This is a genomic window from Chishuiella sp., assembly GCF_032109125.1.
In the GTDB taxonomy this organism is placed as follows: Bacteria; Bacteroidota; Bacteroidia; order Flavobacteriales; family Weeksellaceae; genus Empedobacter.
Map to the genome: position 1 here is coordinate 578,976 of NZ_DAMCLZ010000001.1, position 19,360 is coordinate 598,335.

General features: G+C 29.1%; 22 protein-coding genes. 8 read left to right on the forward strand and 14 right to left on the reverse strand.

Annotation, left to right across the window (positions count from 1 at the left end; genetic code table 11):
• Positions 1–5: 5 nt before the first annotated feature.
• The 6 genes from queA to RT575_RS02630 form a co-directional block, all read right to left on the reverse strand.
• The gene (gene queA / locus RT575_RS02605) at positions 6–1,055 is read right to left on the reverse strand and encodes a tRNA preQ1(34) S-adenosylmethionine ribosyltransferase-isomerase QueA (protein WP_313384590.1); all 1,050 of its coding nucleotides are present in this window, start codon (positions 1,053–1,055) and stop codon (positions 6–8) included.
• A gap of 165 nt (positions 1,056–1,220) precedes the next feature.
• Entirely contained in the window at positions 1,221–1,775 is a 555-nt protein-coding gene (gene frr, locus RT575_RS02610; protein WP_313384090.1) for a ribosome recycling factor, read from the reverse strand.
• 7 nt (positions 1,776–1,782) lie between these two features.
• The gene (gene pyrH, locus RT575_RS02615) at positions 1,783–2,493 is read right to left on the reverse strand and encodes a UMP kinase (RefSeq protein ID WP_313384089.1); all 711 of its coding nucleotides are present in this window, start codon (positions 2,491–2,493) and stop codon (positions 1,783–1,785) included.
• Between the two features lie 41 nt (positions 2,494–2,534).
• Positions 2,535–3,311 carry a TatD family hydrolase gene (locus RT575_RS02620; RefSeq protein ID WP_313578569.1) on the reverse strand — a complete coding sequence of 259 codons (777 nt, stop codon included), beginning with the start codon at positions 3,309–3,311 and terminating at the stop codon, positions 2,535–2,537.
• Positions 3,305–4,291, reverse strand: coding sequence for a GSCFA domain-containing protein (locus RT575_RS02625; RefSeq protein WP_313578571.1), 987 nt, complete (start codon positions 4,289–4,291; stop codon positions 3,305–3,307). The genes RT575_RS02620 and RT575_RS02625 overlap by 7 nt, the downstream gene beginning before the upstream one ends.
• 6 nt (positions 4,292–4,297) lie before the next feature.
• Complete coding sequence (locus tag RT575_RS02630; RefSeq protein WP_313578573.1) at positions 4,298–5,269, reverse strand: polyprenyl synthetase family protein; 972 nt, start codon at positions 5,267–5,269, stop codon at positions 4,298–4,300.
• 223 nt (positions 5,270–5,492) lie between these two features.
• Here RT575_RS02630 and RT575_RS02635 point away from each other — a divergent pair, with 223 nt between their 5' ends.
• The 5 genes from RT575_RS02635 (at position 5,493) to RT575_RS02655 (ending at position 10,501) form a co-directional block, all read left to right on the forward strand.
• Positions 5,493–6,527 (forward strand): AI-2E family transporter, encoded by a 1,035-nt coding sequence (locus RT575_RS02635; RefSeq protein ID WP_313578575.1) that lies wholly within the window; start codon positions 5,493–5,495, stop codon positions 6,525–6,527.
• 26 nt (positions 6,528–6,553) lie between these two features.
• Entirely contained in the window at positions 6,554–6,985 is a 432-nt protein-coding gene (locus RT575_RS02640; protein ID WP_409515935.1) for an acyl-CoA thioesterase, read from the forward strand.
• Between the two features lie 90 nt (positions 6,986–7,075).
• A complete protein-coding gene (locus RT575_RS02645) occupies positions 7,076–7,561 on the forward strand; it encodes a SixA phosphatase family protein (protein ID WP_313578577.1) in 486 nt (161 codons plus the stop codon).
• Positions 7,558–9,624 (forward strand): polyphosphate kinase 1, encoded by a 2,067-nt coding sequence (gene ppk1 / locus RT575_RS02650; protein ID WP_313578579.1) that lies wholly within the window; start codon positions 7,558–7,560, stop codon positions 9,622–9,624. Before RT575_RS02645 ends, ppk1 begins: the two co-directional genes overlap by 4 nt.
• On the forward strand, positions 9,614–10,501 hold the full coding sequence (locus RT575_RS02655; protein WP_313578581.1) for an exopolyphosphatase: 888 nt from the start codon (positions 9,614–9,616) through the stop codon (positions 10,499–10,501). Before ppk1 ends, RT575_RS02655 begins: the two co-directional genes overlap by 11 nt.
• A gap of 46 nt (positions 10,502–10,547) precedes the next feature.
• Here RT575_RS02655 and RT575_RS02660 read toward each other — a convergent pair whose 3' ends face one another.
• Complete coding sequence (locus tag RT575_RS02660) at positions 10,548–11,144, reverse strand: NAD(P)H-dependent oxidoreductase (protein WP_313578670.1); 597 nt, start codon at positions 11,142–11,144, stop codon at positions 10,548–10,550.
• Positions 11,145–11,238: 94 nt separating this feature from the next.
• Between RT575_RS02660 and RT575_RS02665 the strand changes: the two genes are divergently transcribed.
• From RT575_RS02665 to RT575_RS02675, 3 genes are all read left to right on the forward strand, one after another.
• Complete coding sequence (locus RT575_RS02665) at positions 11,239–12,144, forward strand: LysR family transcriptional regulator (RefSeq protein ID WP_313578583.1); 906 nt, start codon at positions 11,239–11,241, stop codon at positions 12,142–12,144.
• Between the two features lie 69 nt (positions 12,145–12,213).
• The gene (locus tag RT575_RS02670) at positions 12,214–13,179 is read left to right on the forward strand and encodes a nitronate monooxygenase family protein (RefSeq protein ID WP_313578585.1); all 966 of its coding nucleotides are present in this window, start codon (positions 12,214–12,216) and stop codon (positions 13,177–13,179) included.
• 11 nt (positions 13,180–13,190) lie between these two features.
• Complete coding sequence (locus tag RT575_RS02675) at positions 13,191–14,054, forward strand: acyl-CoA thioesterase II (protein WP_313578587.1); 864 nt, start codon at positions 13,191–13,193, stop codon at positions 14,052–14,054.
• Between the two features lie 220 nt (positions 14,055–14,274).
• On the opposite strand, the gene RT575_RS02680 is transcribed toward RT575_RS02675, so the two are convergent.
• The 7 genes from RT575_RS02680 to glpK all read right to left on the reverse strand — a co-directional run bounded on the left by RT575_RS02680 (position 14,275) and on the right by glpK (position 19,352).
• A complete protein-coding gene (locus tag RT575_RS02680) occupies positions 14,275–14,451 on the reverse strand; it encodes a hypothetical protein (RefSeq protein WP_313578589.1) in 177 nt (58 codons plus the stop codon).
• 3 nt (positions 14,452–14,454) lie between these two features.
• A complete protein-coding gene (locus RT575_RS02685) occupies positions 14,455–15,300 on the reverse strand; it encodes an aldo/keto reductase (protein ID WP_313578591.1) in 846 nt (281 codons plus the stop codon).
• A 47-nt stretch (positions 15,301–15,347) separates the two neighbouring features.
• Complete coding sequence (locus RT575_RS02690; protein WP_313578593.1) at positions 15,348–15,539, reverse strand: hypothetical protein; 192 nt, start codon at positions 15,537–15,539, stop codon at positions 15,348–15,350.
• Positions 15,536–16,081, reverse strand: coding sequence for a hypothetical protein (locus RT575_RS02695; RefSeq protein WP_313578595.1), 546 nt, complete (start codon positions 16,079–16,081; stop codon positions 15,536–15,538). Before RT575_RS02695 ends, RT575_RS02690 begins: the two co-directional genes overlap by 4 nt.
• Positions 16,082–16,233: 152 nt before the next feature.
• Positions 16,234–17,067, reverse strand: a complete 834-nt coding sequence (locus tag RT575_RS02700; protein WP_313578597.1) for a hypothetical protein — start codon at positions 17,065–17,067, stop codon at positions 16,234–16,236.
• A gap of 29 nt (positions 17,068–17,096) precedes the next feature.
• On the reverse strand, positions 17,097–17,837 hold the full coding sequence (locus RT575_RS02705) for an MIP/aquaporin family protein (protein WP_115001127.1): 741 nt from the start codon (positions 17,835–17,837) through the stop codon (positions 17,097–17,099).
• Positions 17,838–17,849: 12 nt separating this feature from the next.
• Positions 17,850–19,352 carry a glycerol kinase GlpK gene (glpK, locus tag RT575_RS02710; protein WP_313578599.1) on the reverse strand — a complete coding sequence of 501 codons (1,503 nt, stop codon included), beginning with the start codon at positions 19,350–19,352 and terminating at the stop codon, positions 17,850–17,852.
• Positions 19,353–19,360: the final 8 nt, after the last annotated feature.

The following is a 19,360-nucleotide window of genomic DNA, read 5'->3' on the forward strand; positions in this document are numbered from 1 at the left end:
CTGAATTATAGGATTAACATTGCATCACCGTAAGAATAGAATTTATATCCTTCTTTTACAGCTTCGTTATACGCTTTCATTGTTAAATCATGACCAGCAAAAGCAGAAATCATCATTATTAAAGTTGATTTTGGCGTATGGAAATTCGTAATCATACAATTTGCTATAGAGAAATCATATGGTGGATGAATGAATTTATTTGTCCAACTATCAAAAGCATTTAAGTGACCATCTGCTGATACAGAAGATTCTATAGCACGCATAGAAGTTGTACCAACCGCACAAACTTTTTTCTTTTCGTCGATTGCTCTATTTACTAAATCTGCTGCTTCCTGAGGAATAATAACTTGCTCAGATTCCATTTTATGTTTAGATAAATCTTCTACTTCTACTCCTTGGAATGTTCCTAAACCAATATGTAAAGTAAGCTCTGCAAAATCTACACCTTTAATTTCTAAACGTTTTAATAAATGTTTAGAGAAATGTAAACCAGCAGTAGGAGCTGCAACAGCACCTTCATGTTTAGCATAAATAGTTTGATAACGTTCAGCATCTTCTGGCTCAACTTCACGAGTGATATATTTTGGAAGTGGAGTTTCACCTAACTCTTTTAATTTAGCACGGAATTCTTCGTAAGAACCATCAAAAAGGAAACGTAAAGTACGACCTCTAGATGTTGTATTATCTACAACTTCTGCTACTAAAGTATCATCATTATCAAAGAATAATTTATTCCCAATACGTATTTTACGAGCTGGATCTACTAAAACATCCCATAAACGAGTTTCAGCATCTAATTCTCTTAATAAGAAAACTTCGATTTGAGCACCTGTTTTTTCTTTATTACCCATTAATCTTGCAGGAAATACTTTCGTATTGTTACGAATCATTACATCTCCTTCATCAAAATAATCAATAATATCTTTGAATTGTCTATGTTCAATTTCTCCAGTATCACGATGAACAACCATTAATCTAGCTTCATCTCTATTTTCTGAAGGATGTTCAGCTAAAAGTTCATCAGGTAGATTAAAGTCGAAATCAGACGTTTTCATTTTCATAGTCGTAAAATTTTTTGCAAATATACGACACGAGATACCCCTTTGTCAAGTGAATTGAGGTATTTTAATTATTTTAAATTTTTATGCACTCTATAAGAACATAAAAAAAGAGTTTGTTTTATATGTAAAACAAACTCTTTTATATCATTTAATAAATGATTATACTTTCATTATTTCAGCTTCTTTTTTTGTTAAAGCTTCTTCTAACGTTTTAGAAAATTTATCAGTTAAACCTTGAACACGAGTTTCGTAGTCTTTAACTAAATCTTCTGATGCTTCTTTTACATTTTTTAATGCTGTATTGGCATCTTTACGAGCATTACGAATAGAAATTTTTGCAGTTTCCATATCAGCTTTAGCTAATTTCACTAACTCTTTTCTACGTTCTTCCGTTACAGGCGGAATACTAATAATAATTGTATCTCCGTTGTTTGAAGGAGCAAAACCTAAATTAGCATTTACGATAGCTTTTTCTATCTCGTAAATTAAGTTTTTTTCCCAAGGTTGAATACTCAATGTCATTGCATCAGGAGTATTTACATTGGCAACTTGACTTAATGGAGTTAAACTTCCATAATAGTCAACACGAACAGAGCTTAACATAGCTGGAGTAGCTTTACCTGCTCTTAATTTGTCAAATGCAACATTTAAATGATCTACAGATCCTTGCATTTGTTCTTTAGTTGTTTCTAAGATTAAATCTAATTCTTCCATTTTGGATTTAATTATTTGTTACTAGAGTACCTACGTTACCTCCTAAAATTAATTCTTTAAGATTACCATCTGTATTCATATCAAATACAATTATAGGTAAATTATTTTCTTCACTCAAAGTAAAAGCAGTCATATCCATTACTTTTAAGTTTTTGTTATATACTTCTTGATAAGAAATTGTATCAAATTTTTCAGCATTAGGATCTTTTTCTGGATCTGCTGTATAAATTCCATCTACACGAGTACCTTTTAATATAACATCTGCTTGTGTTTCAATAGCTCTTAAAACAGCTGCTGTATCTGTTGTAAAATAAGGATTTCCTGTTCCTGCACCGAAGATAACAACTCTTCCTTTTTCTAAATGACGAGTAGCTCTTCTTTTTATAAACGGTTCTGCAATTTGTTCCATACGTATTGCAGTTTGTAAACGTGTATCAACTCCAGCATCTTCTAATGCTCCTTGTAATGCCATACTGTTTATAACTGTTGCTAACATTCCCATATAATCTCCTTGTACGCGATCCATACCAGAAGCAACACCTTGTACACCTCTAAAAATATTACCACCACCAATTACAATAGCTATTTCGCAACCAAGCTCTGCAACTTCTTTAATTTGTTGAGCATATTGTTTTAACATTTCAGGATCTATACCATATTGTAAATCTCCCATTAGTGCTTCACCACTCAATTTTAGTAATATTCTTTTGTATTTCATTTTAAAAAAGGTTTTCTTTTGCAAATATAAATTTTCTATTTCTAATTTTCATAACGTTCGAAAACGTCTAATGCATTTTTTGTTGTAATTTCTGCTATTTGTTCTGGTAGTAAGTGATAAACATCTACTAATTTCTCACAAACATAGGTCAAATAACTACTTTCGTTTCTTTTTCCTCTAAAAGGAACGGGAGCTAAATAAGGCGAATCTGTTTCAAGAACGATATTTTTTATATCAAATTCATTCAAAAATTGATCTATTTTTCCATTTTTAAATGTTACAACTCCTCCAATACCTAATTTCAAATTAAAGTCAATTGCTCGTTGTGCATCTTCTTTTGTACCAGAAAAGCAATGAAAAATACCAAATAATTTTTCATCTTTAACCTCATCAAGCACTTCAAAAACTTCATTAAAAGCATCTCTACAATGAATAACAATTGGTAAGTTTTGTTCTTTAGCCCACTCAATTTGAGTTTTAAAAGCATCTTGTTGTTCTTTTAAATAAGCTTTTTCCCAATATAAGTCGATACCAATCTCTCCTATTGCTTTAAATTTTCTTTTGTCAATCCATTCCTTTACATGACTCATTTCTAAGTCTAATGTATCTGGATGAACAGAACATGGATGTAACCCCATCATTGCAAACATATCATTAGGATATTTAGCTTCTAGGTTTAACATTTTTTCTGTATAAGATTGATCAATCGCTGGTAAATAAAATCTATTTACTCCGTTTTGTTTTGCTCGTAACACAACCTCATCTATATCATCTTCAAATTGTTCTGAATACAAATGTGTATGAGTATCAATTAACATGGTTTTATTTTTAATCTTAAGTTATATATTTCCTCTTGAAAGGATATATTATTTTTTATTTGTAATTCTTCCATCATATCAATCGTTTTTCTCAAAAATGATTGATAAGAATCTGTATCTTCATTAAATGGACGATGATGAATAGCTGACTGTATTTTATAAATCTTATTATTAATAGATAAAGTTACCTCATCAAAATAGATATCACTAAAATGATTCCAAATATAATCTACAGCTTGTTGCGATGGATGAATCATATCATTCTTATAAAATCTATAATCACGTAAATCATCAATCATCAATTCATAAGATGGAAAATACGTTACATTATCCTGATTATTTTCTAATTGATATAACGCATCTATCAATCGTGATTTACTAACATTATTTTCTCTAAATCCATCTTTAGTATGACGTACAGGACTAACTGTTGTAATCACTTGTAAATTTGGATTAACTTTTTTTAATTCATTAATCAAAGTTGTGAGATAAGTTAGATTATCTTCTGTAGATAATAAAATTTTATCAAATTGTTTAGAAGGTATTTTATGACAATTAGAAACAATTTCACCATTTTCTTTTCTCTTATAAACCCAAGAAGTTCCTAAAGTAATAATTAAGACATCACATGTAAATAATCGTTCATGAACTTCATCAATTTTTTGATTTAAATGAGTTAAAAGCTCTAGAGCTGAATTTCTATTAAAAGAAGAATGTACATCAAAACAGAAAAATTGTTCTCCATTTTGATGTACATCAGTTTCAGTATAATATTTTTTTTGTAAACTCCTTGAAATTATATTGGCGATAGAATAAGAATTAAATACAACACCAAATGGATTTATAAGGGAATTATATTTTAAATTATAAAACTTCTCTCCTATCTCATCAGAAAAACAAGAACCAATGGTTAGAATTTTTGTTTGATGAGAAATCTTATAATTAGATTTTGGAATTTGAAAAGTTGTACGAAATTGCATTGTATATTAACCTTGACGATCAATTAAAACTTCACTTAACTCTCTTAAATAAACCTTTTTTTCTTCAGGTAAATCTATAGCATTCAAATAATCATTTGCTTTATTTGTATATTCTCTAATTAATGTAGATAGTTTGCGATTTACATTTAGAGCTCTAAATAATTTTTCTACAGCATATACTTTATCTACATTATCTGTATTAGAACTATACCAATATAACAATTCTTCTTTTTGTGCATCATTAGCTGCTTCTAGAGCAGAGATATAAAGTATTGTTTTTTTATTCTCATAAATATCTCCAGCATGTTTTTTTCCTAAATGTTCTAAGCTTCCAAAAACATCTAAATAATCATCTTTTAATTGATAAGCAATACCTAAATTAAGTCCAAATTGATATAATTTTTCCGCATCTTCATCAGATGAATCTGCTATAATAGCTCCTAATTTCAAACCAGCACCTAAAAGAACACTAGTTTTTAGAGAAATCATTTTTATATAATCTTCATAACTAACGTTTAATTTAGTTTCGTAATTAACATCTAGTTGTTGACCTTCACAAACTTCCAAAGCAGTTTGTGAAAATAACTTTGTAGCACGTTTGAATAGTTCTGGCTCTAAATCTTCTAAAAACTGATAAGCTTTAACCAACATAGCATCACCTGAAAGTATAGCTGTATTTACACCAAATTTTTCATGAACAGTTGTTTTATTTCTACGTAAAGAAGCATTATCCATAATATCATCATGTATTAATGAAAAATTATGAAAAAATTCAATAGCCAAAGAAGGTTTTAAAGCATCTTCTACATTTCCATCAAACAAATCTGTACCAAGTAAAGTAAGAATTGGACGTATTCTCTTTCCTCCTATATTAAGAATATAATCCATCGGTTCATATAATTCTTCAGGCGTTTTAGAAAAAGGATTACGGTCTATCGTTTCAGTAACTAATTCGTGAAATTTATCAAATGAGTACATAGTTTGATTTTTGTATAAATTATGTTTTGGCAAATATAACTAACTATGTCTTATTTTAAATTGTTTTTTCCAATTTTCATTTGAATTTGATAAAAGAAAAATACCTACTATTTTGCAAAAATTTATTAAGAGAAAAAAAAATTTAGAATTAAAATGATAATTTCATAAATAAATACGATTTTTAATAAAATTATTCATCATATCTATAACTAATAAATTATTTATGAAGCCAAATAAAAACTACATATCAAACCACATAATATTACAAATTACATTTATTGCCATTATTCTTATCGTTTTTGGATTAATAACAATGAATTTATTAGCCTTTTTTCCTGGATTCCTAGGTGCTTTATGTCTTTATACACTTTTACTAAACCCTTTAAAATGGTTAACAACAAATAAAAAGTGGAATAAATTAATGAGTGTTATTTGTCTGATGCTATTAAGTGCTATTTTAATTATAGGTCCATTGTATTTACTTATACAAATGCTTACAAATAAAGTATTAGTTGCATTTAATGATACTGCTCAAATAAAATCTGATATAAATCAAATTATAAAAATGATACAAACTAAATTTGATATAGATGTTTTAAGCGCTACAAATATTGAGAAAATAACACAAGTTGCAGGTAAATTATTAGAAAAAATATTAAACGCTTCTGTAAATATGAGCGTACAATTAGGTGTAGCTTTTTTAATTTTATATTTTATGCTAATGAATCATGATAAATTAGAATCATGGTTTTATAGAATTATTCCTATAAAAACAGATCAACTAAAAAAAATGAATGCTGATTTAAAAGATTTAATTATATCGAATGCTGTCGGAATGCCTTTAACAGCATTTTTTCAAGCTGTAATAGCATATATAGGATATTTAATCTTTGGAGTTACAGATTCTTTTACATGGTTTATACTTACAGTCTTTGCAGCTATGTTACCAATTGTTGGAGCAGCAATTATATATGTTCCTATAGGTCTTTTCTTACTCGCAAAAGGAGATACAACTAATGCAATAGGATTACTTATATATTGTTTTGTAATTGTAGGATTATCTGATAACTTAATAAGATTAGTTTTACAAAAGAAAATGGCTGATGTTCATCCATTAATTACAATATTTGGTGTAATAGTTGGAATTAACTTATTTGGATTTATAGGAATAGTATTTGGACCTATTTTCTTTTCTGTATTCTATTGGTTAATCAAATTATATAAATATGAATTTATAAATTCTGAATCCGATAAATAATATAATCATTAAAAACCACAAAAAAAATGAATAATAACGATTTTAAATTTTTTAAAGAATTAGACATACGATGGAGTGACTTTGATGCAATAGGTCATGTAAATAATGTTATGTACTTTGAATATTTTCAAATAGGACGAGGATTCTATTTCCCTAATATTAGTAAAAATTGGGATTGGTCGAAAAATATGTTTGTCATAGCACATATAGAGGCTGATTACAAAAAAGAATTAAAACCAAGCGCTAAGTCACCTAAAATTGGACTTCGTATCTCACAAATAGGTAATAAAAGTTTTGATTTAGAATATATCATTACAAGTAAATCATCCACAAATGAAGATATTATTCATTGTACGGGAAAAAGCACACAAGTAATGATTGATTTAAAAGAAAAAAAATCTATTGAAATCCCTGAATGGTTAAGAAAGGATTTCGAAAATTCGAATACCAATTTATAATCATTTTAAGAAAATAAATAGAAATAGACTAACCATTATCTATAGATAATGGTTAGCTTTAATGTATAATTAATCTTTTTAAATCTACCTATGAAAAATCTTTTTCTAATGCGTCATGCAAAAAGTGATTGGCATCAAAATATCTCTGATGAATTAAGAAAAATTTCGAATAAAGGAATACTAAAAACAGAATTAATTGCAAACTATATACAGTTCAACTTTAATTTATCTTTTGATAAAATATATACAAGTAAAGCTGTGAGAGCACAAGAAACTTCTCAAATTGTACAAAGTATTTTATTTCCAGAGCAAAAAATTGAAGTGATTGATGAATTGTATACTTTTTCCAGTTTTTTACTTGATTCGTGGATAAGAAAATTGGATAACAAACTAGAAAATATTCTTATTTTTGGACACAATCCTGCTTTCACTGAAATTGTAAATCAATTAGGAGACGAAAGTATTTATAATCTTTCTACATCTGGATTTGCTTGGTTACAGTTTGACACTGAAAATTGGAAGTCTATCATCAAAGGAAAAACTATTAAAATAATTTTACCTAAAGACATTAAATGAAAAAATATATAAATAGAGATGTTAGTTGGCTGTCTTTTAATGCCAGAGTTCTACAAGAAGCATCAGATGAAACTGTACCTCTTTTGGAAAGAATTCGTTTTTTAGGAATATTTTCTAATAATCTGGATGAGTTTTATTCTGTAAGATACTCAACAATTCTAAGGTCAATTCAATTTAAGCATCTACATCAAGTATATGATAATATAATAGCAGGTCAATCTAACGAAGAATTAATAGAAGAAATTAATAAAATTGTAAACGAGCAACGTATTGTTTATGACAATTTACATAATAAATTGTTCAAAGAATTAGAAAAACATAATATTTATGTAATTGATGATAAAACAATTCCTGAACAATATTTAGAATTTATATCAGAATATTTTTACAAAGAATTTATTCATACCGTTGGTGTTTTTATTCTAGATGATATTAAATTAGTTCCCACATTAAGAGATGGATCTTTTTATTTAGCAATTAAAATGCAGTTGGCTGAAAAAGTTCAATACGCACTTTTAGTTGTACCAACACATCTTTTTCCTAGATTTATTGTTTTACCAAGAGAAGATGAGAATACCTATGTTATGTACATAGAAGATATCATACGTTATCATTTGAAAGATATCTTCAAAATGTTTGATTTTGAAACAATCGAAGCTCATTCTATTAAAATAACAAGAGACAGTGAATTAGATTTTGATAATGATCTTGAACATAGCTTACTTGAAAAAGTAATACATAGTTTAGAAAATAGAAAAAAAGGAATTCCTGTCCGATTGGTATATGATTCTGATATCGCTGAAGATACTTTAAAATTCTTTTTAAAGAAATTAAGATTAGATGAATATGACAGTATAAATCCTGGTGGAAAATATCACAACAAAAAAGATTTGATGAATTTTCCGACTTTCGATCTTCCTAATTTAGTCTACAAAAAGATAAAACCTATCACCTTAAAAAGCCCTACAAAATACAGTAGTTATTTTCAAGCTTTCTCAGAAAAAGAAGAAATAATGATGGCTCCTTACCATGATTATTCTTTGTTACTAAAATTTTTACGAGAAGCAGCGATAGATCCAAAGGTTACAAAAATTAAAATAACAATTTATAGAGTCGCAAAAGATTCTCAAATTATGCACTCGCTTGTTAACGCAGCATTAAATGGGAAAGAAGTAACAGCTGTATTAGAATTACGTGCTCGCTTTGACGAATCAAACAATGCAATGTGGTCAAAAAAATTACAAGAAGCTGGAGTTAATGTTATTTTTGGCGTACCTGGACTAAAAGTTCATTCAAAAATTGGTTATATAGAACGTAAACCAGAAGGAAAACTTGCTCAAAAATATGTTTTTATAAGCACGGGTAATTTTCATGCAGGAACAGCAAGAGTTTATACAGATTATACTTATTTTACAACAAATGTGAATATTGTTAATGATGTAGAACAAGTTTTTAAATTCTTTGATGTTAATTACCTCAACCAAAATTATAAACATCTATTAGTTTCTCCTTTTGGTACAAGAAAAAAAATTGTGAAGATGATAAAACGAGAAATCAAAAATCATCAAGCTGGTTTACCAGCAGAAATTAATATGAAACTGAATAGTCTTAGTGATAAAGAAATTATAGATCTATTATATAAAGCATCTCAAAAAGGTGTTACAGTACGACTTGTAGTAAGAGGGATAAATTCTTTAATTCCTGGCGTTGAAAAATTATCTGAAAATATACATTGTGTAAGTGTTATTGATAAATTTTTAGAACATCCAAGAGTTTATTGGTTCAAAGACGGAGGAAACGACAAAGTATACATTTCTTCTGCTGATATTATGGGAAGAAATCTTGATCACAGAGTTGAAGTTTCTTGCCCAATTTATGATACAGATTTAAAACAAATTATCATCGACACATTTAACCTTAGTTTCAATGACAACGTAAAAGGTCGTAAAATTACAGCCGAATCAAGTTTAACTTATCAAAAAAATAACCTACCACCTAATAGATCTCAGTACACTACTTATGAATATTTTAAGCAATTAAACAACAAAGAGAATGAAGATTAGAAAACTAGGAGCAATAGATATAGGTTCTAACGCAATGCGATTATTGATTAATTATGTTTATGAAGAAGAAGGAAAAGCTCCTATTTTTAATAAAGCAAGTATCGTTAGGATGCCTATACGACTTGGACAAGATGTTTTTACTGATGGAAAAATATCTGATGTAAACATAGATCGTATTTGTGACGCCATGCAGTCTTATGCTCTTATGATGAAGGTTTATGGAATAGAATCTTACAAAGCGTATGCAACCTCAGCAATGAGAGAATCAAAAAACGGCAAAGATGTCGTTAAAAAAATTCTTAAAAAAGCTGGAATTAATATAGAGATCATAGATGGCAAAACAGAAGCTGAACTTCTTTTTAATTCAGAGCTAGGTAATTTTGTAAAAGATGATAAAACTTATTTGTATGTTGATGTTGGTGGAGGAAGTACAGAATTAACATTATTAAAAGATAATAAAATTTCTGTTTCTAAATCTTTCGAGGTTGGTACCGTTCGTTTGCTAGAAGGTAAAGTAAATCCTGATACTTTCAAAATAATGCAAAAATGGATAAAAGATAATATTGGTGATACAGAATTAGAATTAATTGGCTCTGGAGGAAATATTAACCATATTTATAAATATTCTGGAATTAAACTAGGTAGACCTATGGGAAGTTTCTATGTGAGAAAACATTATCAAATTCTAAAAAGTTTAGACACAGATGAAAGAATGCAACGATACAATATGAAACCAGATAGAGCTGATGTTGTAGTTTATGCATTAGAGATTTATACAAATGTACTAAAATGGACAGGTGCTAAAATAATACATGTTCCTAAAATTGGTCTTTCGGATGGTATTATAAGAAGTGTATACCAAGATTTAGAAGAATAAATACATAAAAAACCAATGATAAAATTTTATCATTGGTTTTTTGTCATTAAAGAAAAGTATTTTCTAAATGTTTACTATATTCTATTTGATAATTATCAATTCTTTCTTGTGTTACATTCTTCTCTAAATCGTGAAAATGAAAACCATCAATTCTTTCTAAAGCCACAAACTGATTCATTTTATGAAAACCAAATAAAATACCATCATCTACACTTGTTTGATCAAAAAATTCTCCTTCTAAAGTGAAAGCTGTATCTGGAGCATTCCAAGAAGTTGTAACCATATATTTTTTATCATGCATTAAACCTCCAGTTCCATAATTTATTGCTGGATTTACTCTACTTCTACCATCACTTTTAAAAATACCATTGTTATGACCAGCTGTAAAAACATCATCAATATATTTTTTTAATCGATTTGGTACCTGAAACCACCAAATTGGAGTATGATAAATAATAATATCTGCCCATTTAAAATTTTCAACTTCTTCAAATGCATCATAATCATCATTAATATTTGATACTTTATATTCTATGTTATTTTTTTCTAAAAATTGAACTGTCCAATTTGTTAATGTATTATTGAACTCCCCTCCTGAATGTGCAAAAACTTGTCCTCCATTTATAATAAAAACTTTCATTATTTAATTTTTAATAATTTATTCTACAAATTTCTCATATAAATACATATTATAAAAATAATTTAAATTATACATTTGTATCATTAATATAATAGCTATGCATTGGAATCTGGAATGGATAAGAACATTTAAAGCAATTTATGAAACAGGGACTTTATCTGCAGCTGCTCAAGAGTTATTTATTTCTCAACCAGGAGTTAGCTTACATTTGAATTCCTTAGAAGCGTTTACAGGATATAAATTATTTGATCGATCAGCTAGAAAAATGGTTCCAACAGAAAAAGGGAAAATTTTCTATAATTATATCATTGATCCTTTAACAAAATTAGAAAAAGGTGAACAGTATTTTCATAAAAGAGCAAAAGAAGAAAGAGCAACCATAAGTGTAGGTATGTGTTTCGAAGCTTTTCAATATACATTAGAAGAATATATATCTAAATTTCCTTTTAATTTTATAATCAAATTTGGAGATTACAATCAAATGCAACAAGATTTAGATAATGGTTTATTAGATCTTATTGTTACACCAAGAGCAGGAAATCAAAAGAATTTAAAATATGAAGCATTTTCTAAAGAAAGAATTGTACTTATAGCAGGAAGTGAAACTGATACTACAGAAATAAAACAATTAATTAAAGAAAATAAAACCAAAGAGATTGCATCATTTCTAAAAAATCAATTATGGTACAGTGTTACAAATGAAATGGAACACATGAAAAATTTTTGGCAAAAACAGTTTGGAGAACATCCAGATTTTAGTCCAAATTATATTGTTCCAAATATCAGCTCCATCATTAGATGTTTAAGTAATAACAATGGATATTCTATTGCTCCAGATTTCCTATGTGGAGAAGCAATAAAAGATAAAAAAATAAAACTGATTTGGGAAGGAAATTCAATTGTTGAAAATACTCTTTATTTTGGTACTAGAAAAAAAACGATCTATCAAAATGAAATAGAAAAACTTGAAACTTTATTGAAAACAAAATGGCAATGTTTATAATTTTTTTAGTAAAAATCCTGCTTTATTTTATTTAAATTGCAAGTACAAAACCACAATAAAATAGAAAAAATGACAGTAGAAGATTTTAAAGAAAAATTAGAATTACCACTTATTACATCGCCCATGTTTTTAGTTTCTAGAACAGAATTAGTTATAGAAGCTTGTAAAAATGGTGTTTGTGGAACATTTCCTTCATTAAATGGTAGAAAACCAGAAGATTTTGAACAAATGCTAATTGACATCACAACTCAGTTAGAACAATTCGAAAAAGAAACTGGAAAAAAAACAGCACCTTTTGGAGTAAATTTAATTGTAAATAGAACCAATCCAAGAATTGAAACTGATTTAGCTTTATGTGTAAAGTATAAAGTTCCATTAATCATAACATCTTTGGGAGCAGTAAAAGAATTAGTAGACACTGTACACAGCTATGGAGGAATCGTTTTTCATGATGTTATAAAAAAACGTCATGCAGAAAAAGCTGTAGAAGCTGGTGTGGACGGAATTATTGCTGTAGCTGGTGGCGCTGGTGGACACGCAGGAACTGCTAATCCATTTGCTTTAATCGATGACATTAGAACATTTTACAACGGTTGCTTAATTCTAGCTGGTTCATTGAACAATGGAAATGATATATTAGCCGCAGAAACAATGGGAGCAGATTTTGCATACATAGGAACTCGTTTTATAGCTACAAAAGAAGCAGCTGCAGATAATAAATATAAAGATATGATAGTAAATTCATCATTTGAAGATATTATTTACACTGACGGTGTTTCTGGTGTTAATGCTAATTTCTTAAAACAAAGTATCAAACATTCCGACATTAATATCGAAGATAAAAAAGAAGAGGATTTTTCTAAACTAATAGATCATGATGACCAAAAAGCTTGGAAAGATATTTGGTCTGCTGGTCATGGCGTTTCTGGTATACATGATGTTCCAACAGTAAAGGAATTAATCACTAGAATGAAAAATGAATATAAAACTGCTTTAGAAAAGAATGTCCAACGCTTAAACAAATTAAAATTTTAATCTAACATAAAATGAAAACAACACAAGAACTCATCGAATTAATTTCTCTAAAAAAATTAGAAAATAATCTATTCGAAGGAAAAAGTTCTTTTATGGGAAGTCCTCATGTTTTTGGAGGACAAGTTGTAGCACAAGCATTAAATGCTGCATACCAAACAGTAGACACAGACAGATTTTGTCATTCATTACATTCATATTTCATTTTAGCTGGTCAATTAGACGAACCAATCTATTATGAAGTTGCTATTTTAAGAGATGGAGGAAGTTTCAGTACAAGAGTAGTAACAGCAAAACAAAATAACGAAGCTATTTTTGTAATGGCATGTTCATTTCAATTAAAGCAAGAAGGTTACGAGCATCAAGAAGAAATTCCAGATGTAAAACAACCAGAAGAATTAATCAGCTGGAGACAAATTGCAGAAATGTTCGGAGATTTTTTACCAAAAGCTACTAAGCAATTTATAATGGCCGATAGACCAATAGATTTTAAACCTGTCGAAACATTAAACCTTGCAGAAAAAAAAGATTATGAAAGTTATAGCAATGTTTGGATGAATTTTAATGATACGCCAGAAAACTTACCCTTACAAGTTGTTCATCAGTTAATCGCTTACAGCTCTGATTATAATTTATTATCTACAGCGTTAAAACCTCATGCTTCTAAGGCTCATTTTGGTAACACTCAAATGGCAAGTTTAGATCACTCCATTTGGTTTCACAGAACTCCAAATTTACAAGATTGGATTTTAGTGAGCTTAGATTGCCCAAGTACAATGGATACAAGAGGGTTTACAAAAGGAGAATTATTTAACAGATCAGGTGAGCTAATTTGTAGTGTTGCTCAAGAAGGTTTAATTCGACCAAAAACAAAATAAATACATCAAAAAAAACCTCATAATATACTATTATGAGGTTTTATATTTATTTAGGCGTTCGAGCGGGTTTTCCTCAATATCTTTTCTAATTGATAACTTAACTGAAATAAAAATACATCCAATTAGAAAAGGATACCGCTTCATCCCTAACGCAAAGTCAATCAAAAATAATTTTTGTTCCTTTACTTATACTATCTTGCATAATAAAATCAATAATCTCTTAATTTATATTTTCTAATAATACAGAACGATTTTTAAAAATTAATAAATCAACATAAAATACTGGTGGATGAAAGAGTAATTCTCCTGAAACTCGTATAAAAACATTAACGGTCTGATTAGAATAATTAATTAATATTTCTCCTCTAGAAACAATTGAATAAGTTATTTGTTTCATCAATTATTTCTTATTTGCAAAGTAATCTAAAAAATTATCTGGATCAGCACCTGTTCTTCCGTTTGAATTCAATGAATCAATTTTATGAATATCATCCAAAGAAAGTTCAAAGTCAAACAATAAAGAATTTTCTTTTATTCGTTCTGGATTTACACTTTTTGGAATTGTAGCTATCCCTTTTTGTAGATCCCATCTTAAAATAATTTGAGCAACAGACTTATTATATTTTTTAGATAAACTTTTTAGTATTTCATTTTCTAACAATCTCCCTCTCATCAATGGAGCCCAAGCTTGATAAGCAATTTGATGATCTTTACAATAATTAACCAATTCTTGTTGAATCAACCTTGGATGAAATTCATTCTGAACAACCATCGGTTTATAAACGCAATTCTTCTGAATTATTTCTAAATGATGTTGCAAACAGTTAGAAACTCCAATAGATTTTACTAAACCTTCTTCATATAAAAATTCTAAAGCTTTCCAAGATTCAATTAATTTATCAGCGACTGGCCAATGAATTAAATACAAATCAATATAATCTAAATTCAGGTTTTTAAGTGATTGATGAAAAGCATTAATTGTTTTATAATATCCCATATCATCTATCCAAACTTTTGTAGTAATAAATAATTCTGAACGATTGATTTCTTGAGAATTAATTGCTTTACCAACTCCAATTTCATTGTCGTAATAAGAAGCTGTATCTATAAGACGATAACCTTCATCTATAGCTGAATGAATAGCATTTATAACCTCATCACCTTCATTCGTTTTATAAACGCCCAATCCTAAAATTGGTAAATGAACACCATTATATAATTTTATTTTTGTGTCTATATCAATCATAATTTGAATTTACGAATGAATTTACAATAAATAAATCTCTTAAAAAACTAGAGACCTAAATATAAATAAGTATTAACACTCATGCTTAAAGGTCTAACATCTAAAGACTGTTGTGTTACTCCCCCGTTAATAGATTCTGTTGTAGCAGAAACTGTATGACTATGATCTCCTGCATTTGATGTTTGATAAGTACCTGAAGTATCATCTGTAATATTTGTTAAATTACCATTTCTTGTCATCTCATAAGATGTATTTCCCCTATCTGTATAATTATGATTATGTGACCCTGCAACATTTGTAGAACCTGATGCAGATAAAGTAACATTTGGAAGCTGACCTCTAGTAAGAGTTTTAGTATTAGAATTTGACAATCCCCAAGCGTTGTATTATTCTGTACTAAATAAGCATTTGTTGCATCAGGTAAATTAGTAGAAAAACCTAAAACACTAGCTTGTCCTTGCTGAGTAGACATTAAACTACTTACTGAACGTCCGTCCAATTTAACCCAACCATTATGGTCACTAGTAATAAGGCTATACTTAATATCACCAGTTAAATTAGTTGCTACAGCAATTGTTTTCCATTCAGGTGAATTTGAAACACCATTTGATGTAAGCACTTGCACTAAAGTACCTGCACTACCTTGACTTGTAGCATTACCACCAACATTCAATTCATTAGTAACTTGTAAACTACCATTTACATGAAATGTTTTCTGAGGTGTTGAAGTATTAATACCAACCTTTGCAATTGCTATGTTCACAATTAGACTAGCAATCATAATTAATAATTGTTTTTTTCATAAAGTTTTAATTATTTGTATTTCAAATTTATACAATTATGTATTATAGTTATTTAACTTTCTTTTTTTTCAGGAAAATAAATAAAAAAAGGGACTAATAAATAGGCCCTTTTATAATTAAATAAAAAATATTAAAAAATATTAAACGCAAGTTGAATATTGCCAGAGTCATTAATTGGACTCCAAGAAGCTGTAGCAGTTATAGGTAATTGATATCTACCAAAATTAAGTGTTTTACCAATAATAAAACCTACGTTTGCTAAACCTGATTTAGGTCCATAAAAATTTTTTCCTTTATCTTCTTTTTCAGGTGATAAAGCAAATGCTCCAGCAGCATACAAATCTAAATTAACTACTTTACTTTTCACCACAGGATAAGAGGCTTGTACATAAGAAGAATAAAGATTTTTCTCATTTTCAATTCCTCTATCTCTACCATGAATCACAGTAGACCAATATAAATTTAATGGAATTTTATCAGAAATTGTATATGACACAGAAAGATCTAAAAAGTGACCTGTTTTATCTCCATTATATTCAAAAAAATCTTTATTATTCCATGTAGCATTAGTGGAATAATTATAAATATCCCAAAGAGCAAAAGTTAAATTTTTCACTGGAGAATAAGTTACATAATAATCAAACTCTCGATATTCTCCAGTTGTTCCGTATCCTCCCCAAACTCCTGCTTTTAATTTACCATCTGTCGTACCAACTCCTGCATCTATAGCAAAAACGGTAGAATTTGTAACAGCTAAACCTCTCCATAAATGCATTGTTTTTAATTGACCATGTAAATAAAATGGAGATAATTCTTGCTGAAATTCTTCATTTAAAGACACCTTGCTTTTTTCATCCTCATTTATTTTAAGATCTGCAACATCATATGACTGAGAAAAAATACTAACTGGAGTTAAAAAAACAAAAGTTAGTAATATATTTTTTAGTGAAGTTATTTTATTCATGTTGTGTGGTTTTGAAATGAATAATTATATTAACTAGACAAAAAGTTAAATAATAACGCTGCAAAAACAGCTCCTAAAATTGGTCCTAAAATTGGAATCCATGCATATCCCCAATTACTTGAACCTTTACCTTTCATTGGTAAAAGAGAATGCATAATCCTCGGCCCAAAATCACGAGCAGGATTAATTGCATAACCAGTTGTTCCTCCTAAAGATAATCCAATAGACCAAACAACGAAAGCTACTGGTAAAGCACCAACTGATCCTAATCCTAATTTCACTTCTTCTGTACCCGAAGTACCTTTAGCATCAGAAAAATAAAATACACAAAAAACCAATACAAATGTTCCCAAAATTTCAGAAAGGACATTTCTAAAATTATTTGGAATTGCTGCCCCTGTAGAAAAAACACCTAATTGAGAACTTGGATCATCTGAAGAAGCATCAAAATGATCTTTATACATTGCCCAATTTAAAAATGCTCCTATCATCGCTCCTAATAACTGAGCAAGAATAAATAATGGTACTTTAGACCATTCAAATTTATTTGCTAATGCTAAACCTACAGAAACTGCAGGATTTAAATGAGCACCACTCACAGGACCTGCAATTACAACTCCTGCAAAAACAGCCAAAGCCCAACCTGTTGTAATAACAATCCAACCAGAACCATGACCAATTGTCTTTTTCAAAGCAACGTTTGAACAAACACCACCACCTAAAAGTATTAGGACAGCAGTTCCTATTAATTCAGCTGAAAATTCATTCATAATTCAATTGATTTAATCTTCAATCCAATTTTGAGTTCTTTTTACAGCCTTATTCCAGAATTTCAATAACTCAGCTCTTTTATCTGAATTCATCTCTGGTTTAAAAATTCTATCCTGCTTCCATTGAACTTTTATCTCATCAATATTTTTCCAATATCCAACAGCTAAACCAGCTAAATAAGCAGCACCAAGAGATGTAGTCTCCAAAACTTTAGGACGAATAACTTCATTTTCAATCAAATCAGCTTGAAATTGCATTAATACATTATTCGCACAAGCTCCGCCATCTACTCTTAATTCTTTTATTTCCCCTTCAACATCAGATTTCATACTCTTAATTAAATCATCAACCTGAAATGCAATTCCTTGGATAGCTGCTTTGGCAATATGAGCCTGTGTCGTACCACGAGTAATTCCAAAAATTGCACCTCTCGCATATTGATCCCAGTAAGGAGCACCAAGACCTGTAAGAGCTGGTACAAAATAAACACCACCATTATCTTCCACAGATGCAGATAATCTTTCACTTTCTGGTGCAGATGAAATTATTTTAAGACCATCTCTCAACCACTGAATAACAGCTCCTCCTACAAAAACAGAACCTTCTAATGCATAAGTTGTTTTACCGTCTATTTGCCAAGCAACTGTCGTTAATAAATTATTTTTTGAAAAAACTGGTTTTTCACCAATATTCATTAATAAAAAACAACCTGTTCCGTATGTATTTTTAGCCATTCCTTCCTCCACACACATTTGTCCAAATAATGCAGCTTGTTGATCTCCAGCAATACCAGAAATTGGAATTTTAGTTGAAAATAACGTTGTTGATGTTGTTCCATAAATTTCACTACTACTCTTTACTTCAGGTAGCATAGATTTGGGAATATCAAATAAATTTAACAATTCATCATCCCACTCCATTGTATTAATGTTATAAAGAAGTGTTCTTGAAGCATTAGAAACATCCGTAATATGCATTTTTCCTCTAGTAAATTTCCATACAAGCCAACTATCTACAGTTCCAAAACATAATTTCCCTTGTTCTGCTTTTTCTCTTGCTCCATCAACATTATCTAAAACCCATTTAATCTTTGTAGCACAAAAATATGAATCAATAACAAGACCTGTCTTTTCTTGTATAATATCTTTATACCCTTTTTCTTTTAATGAGTCACAGTATTTTGATGTTCTTCTATCTTGCCAAACAATTGCATTATAAATAGGATCTCCTGTTTCCCTATCCCATACTATAGTTGTTTCCCTTTGATTTGTAATACCTATAGCTGCGATATTAGTTCCATTTAAATCTGATTTAGCTACAGATTCAGCAGCTACTGAAGATTGTGTATACCAAATTTCATTTGGATCATGTTCTACCCAACCTGGCTGGGGAAATATTTGCTGAAAATCTTTTTGAGATATCGCCACAATTTCTCCATCATGATTATAAATAATAGCTCTCGAACTAGTTGTACCTTGATCTAATGCAAGAATAAATTTTTCGTGTGTTTCCATTTTTTGTG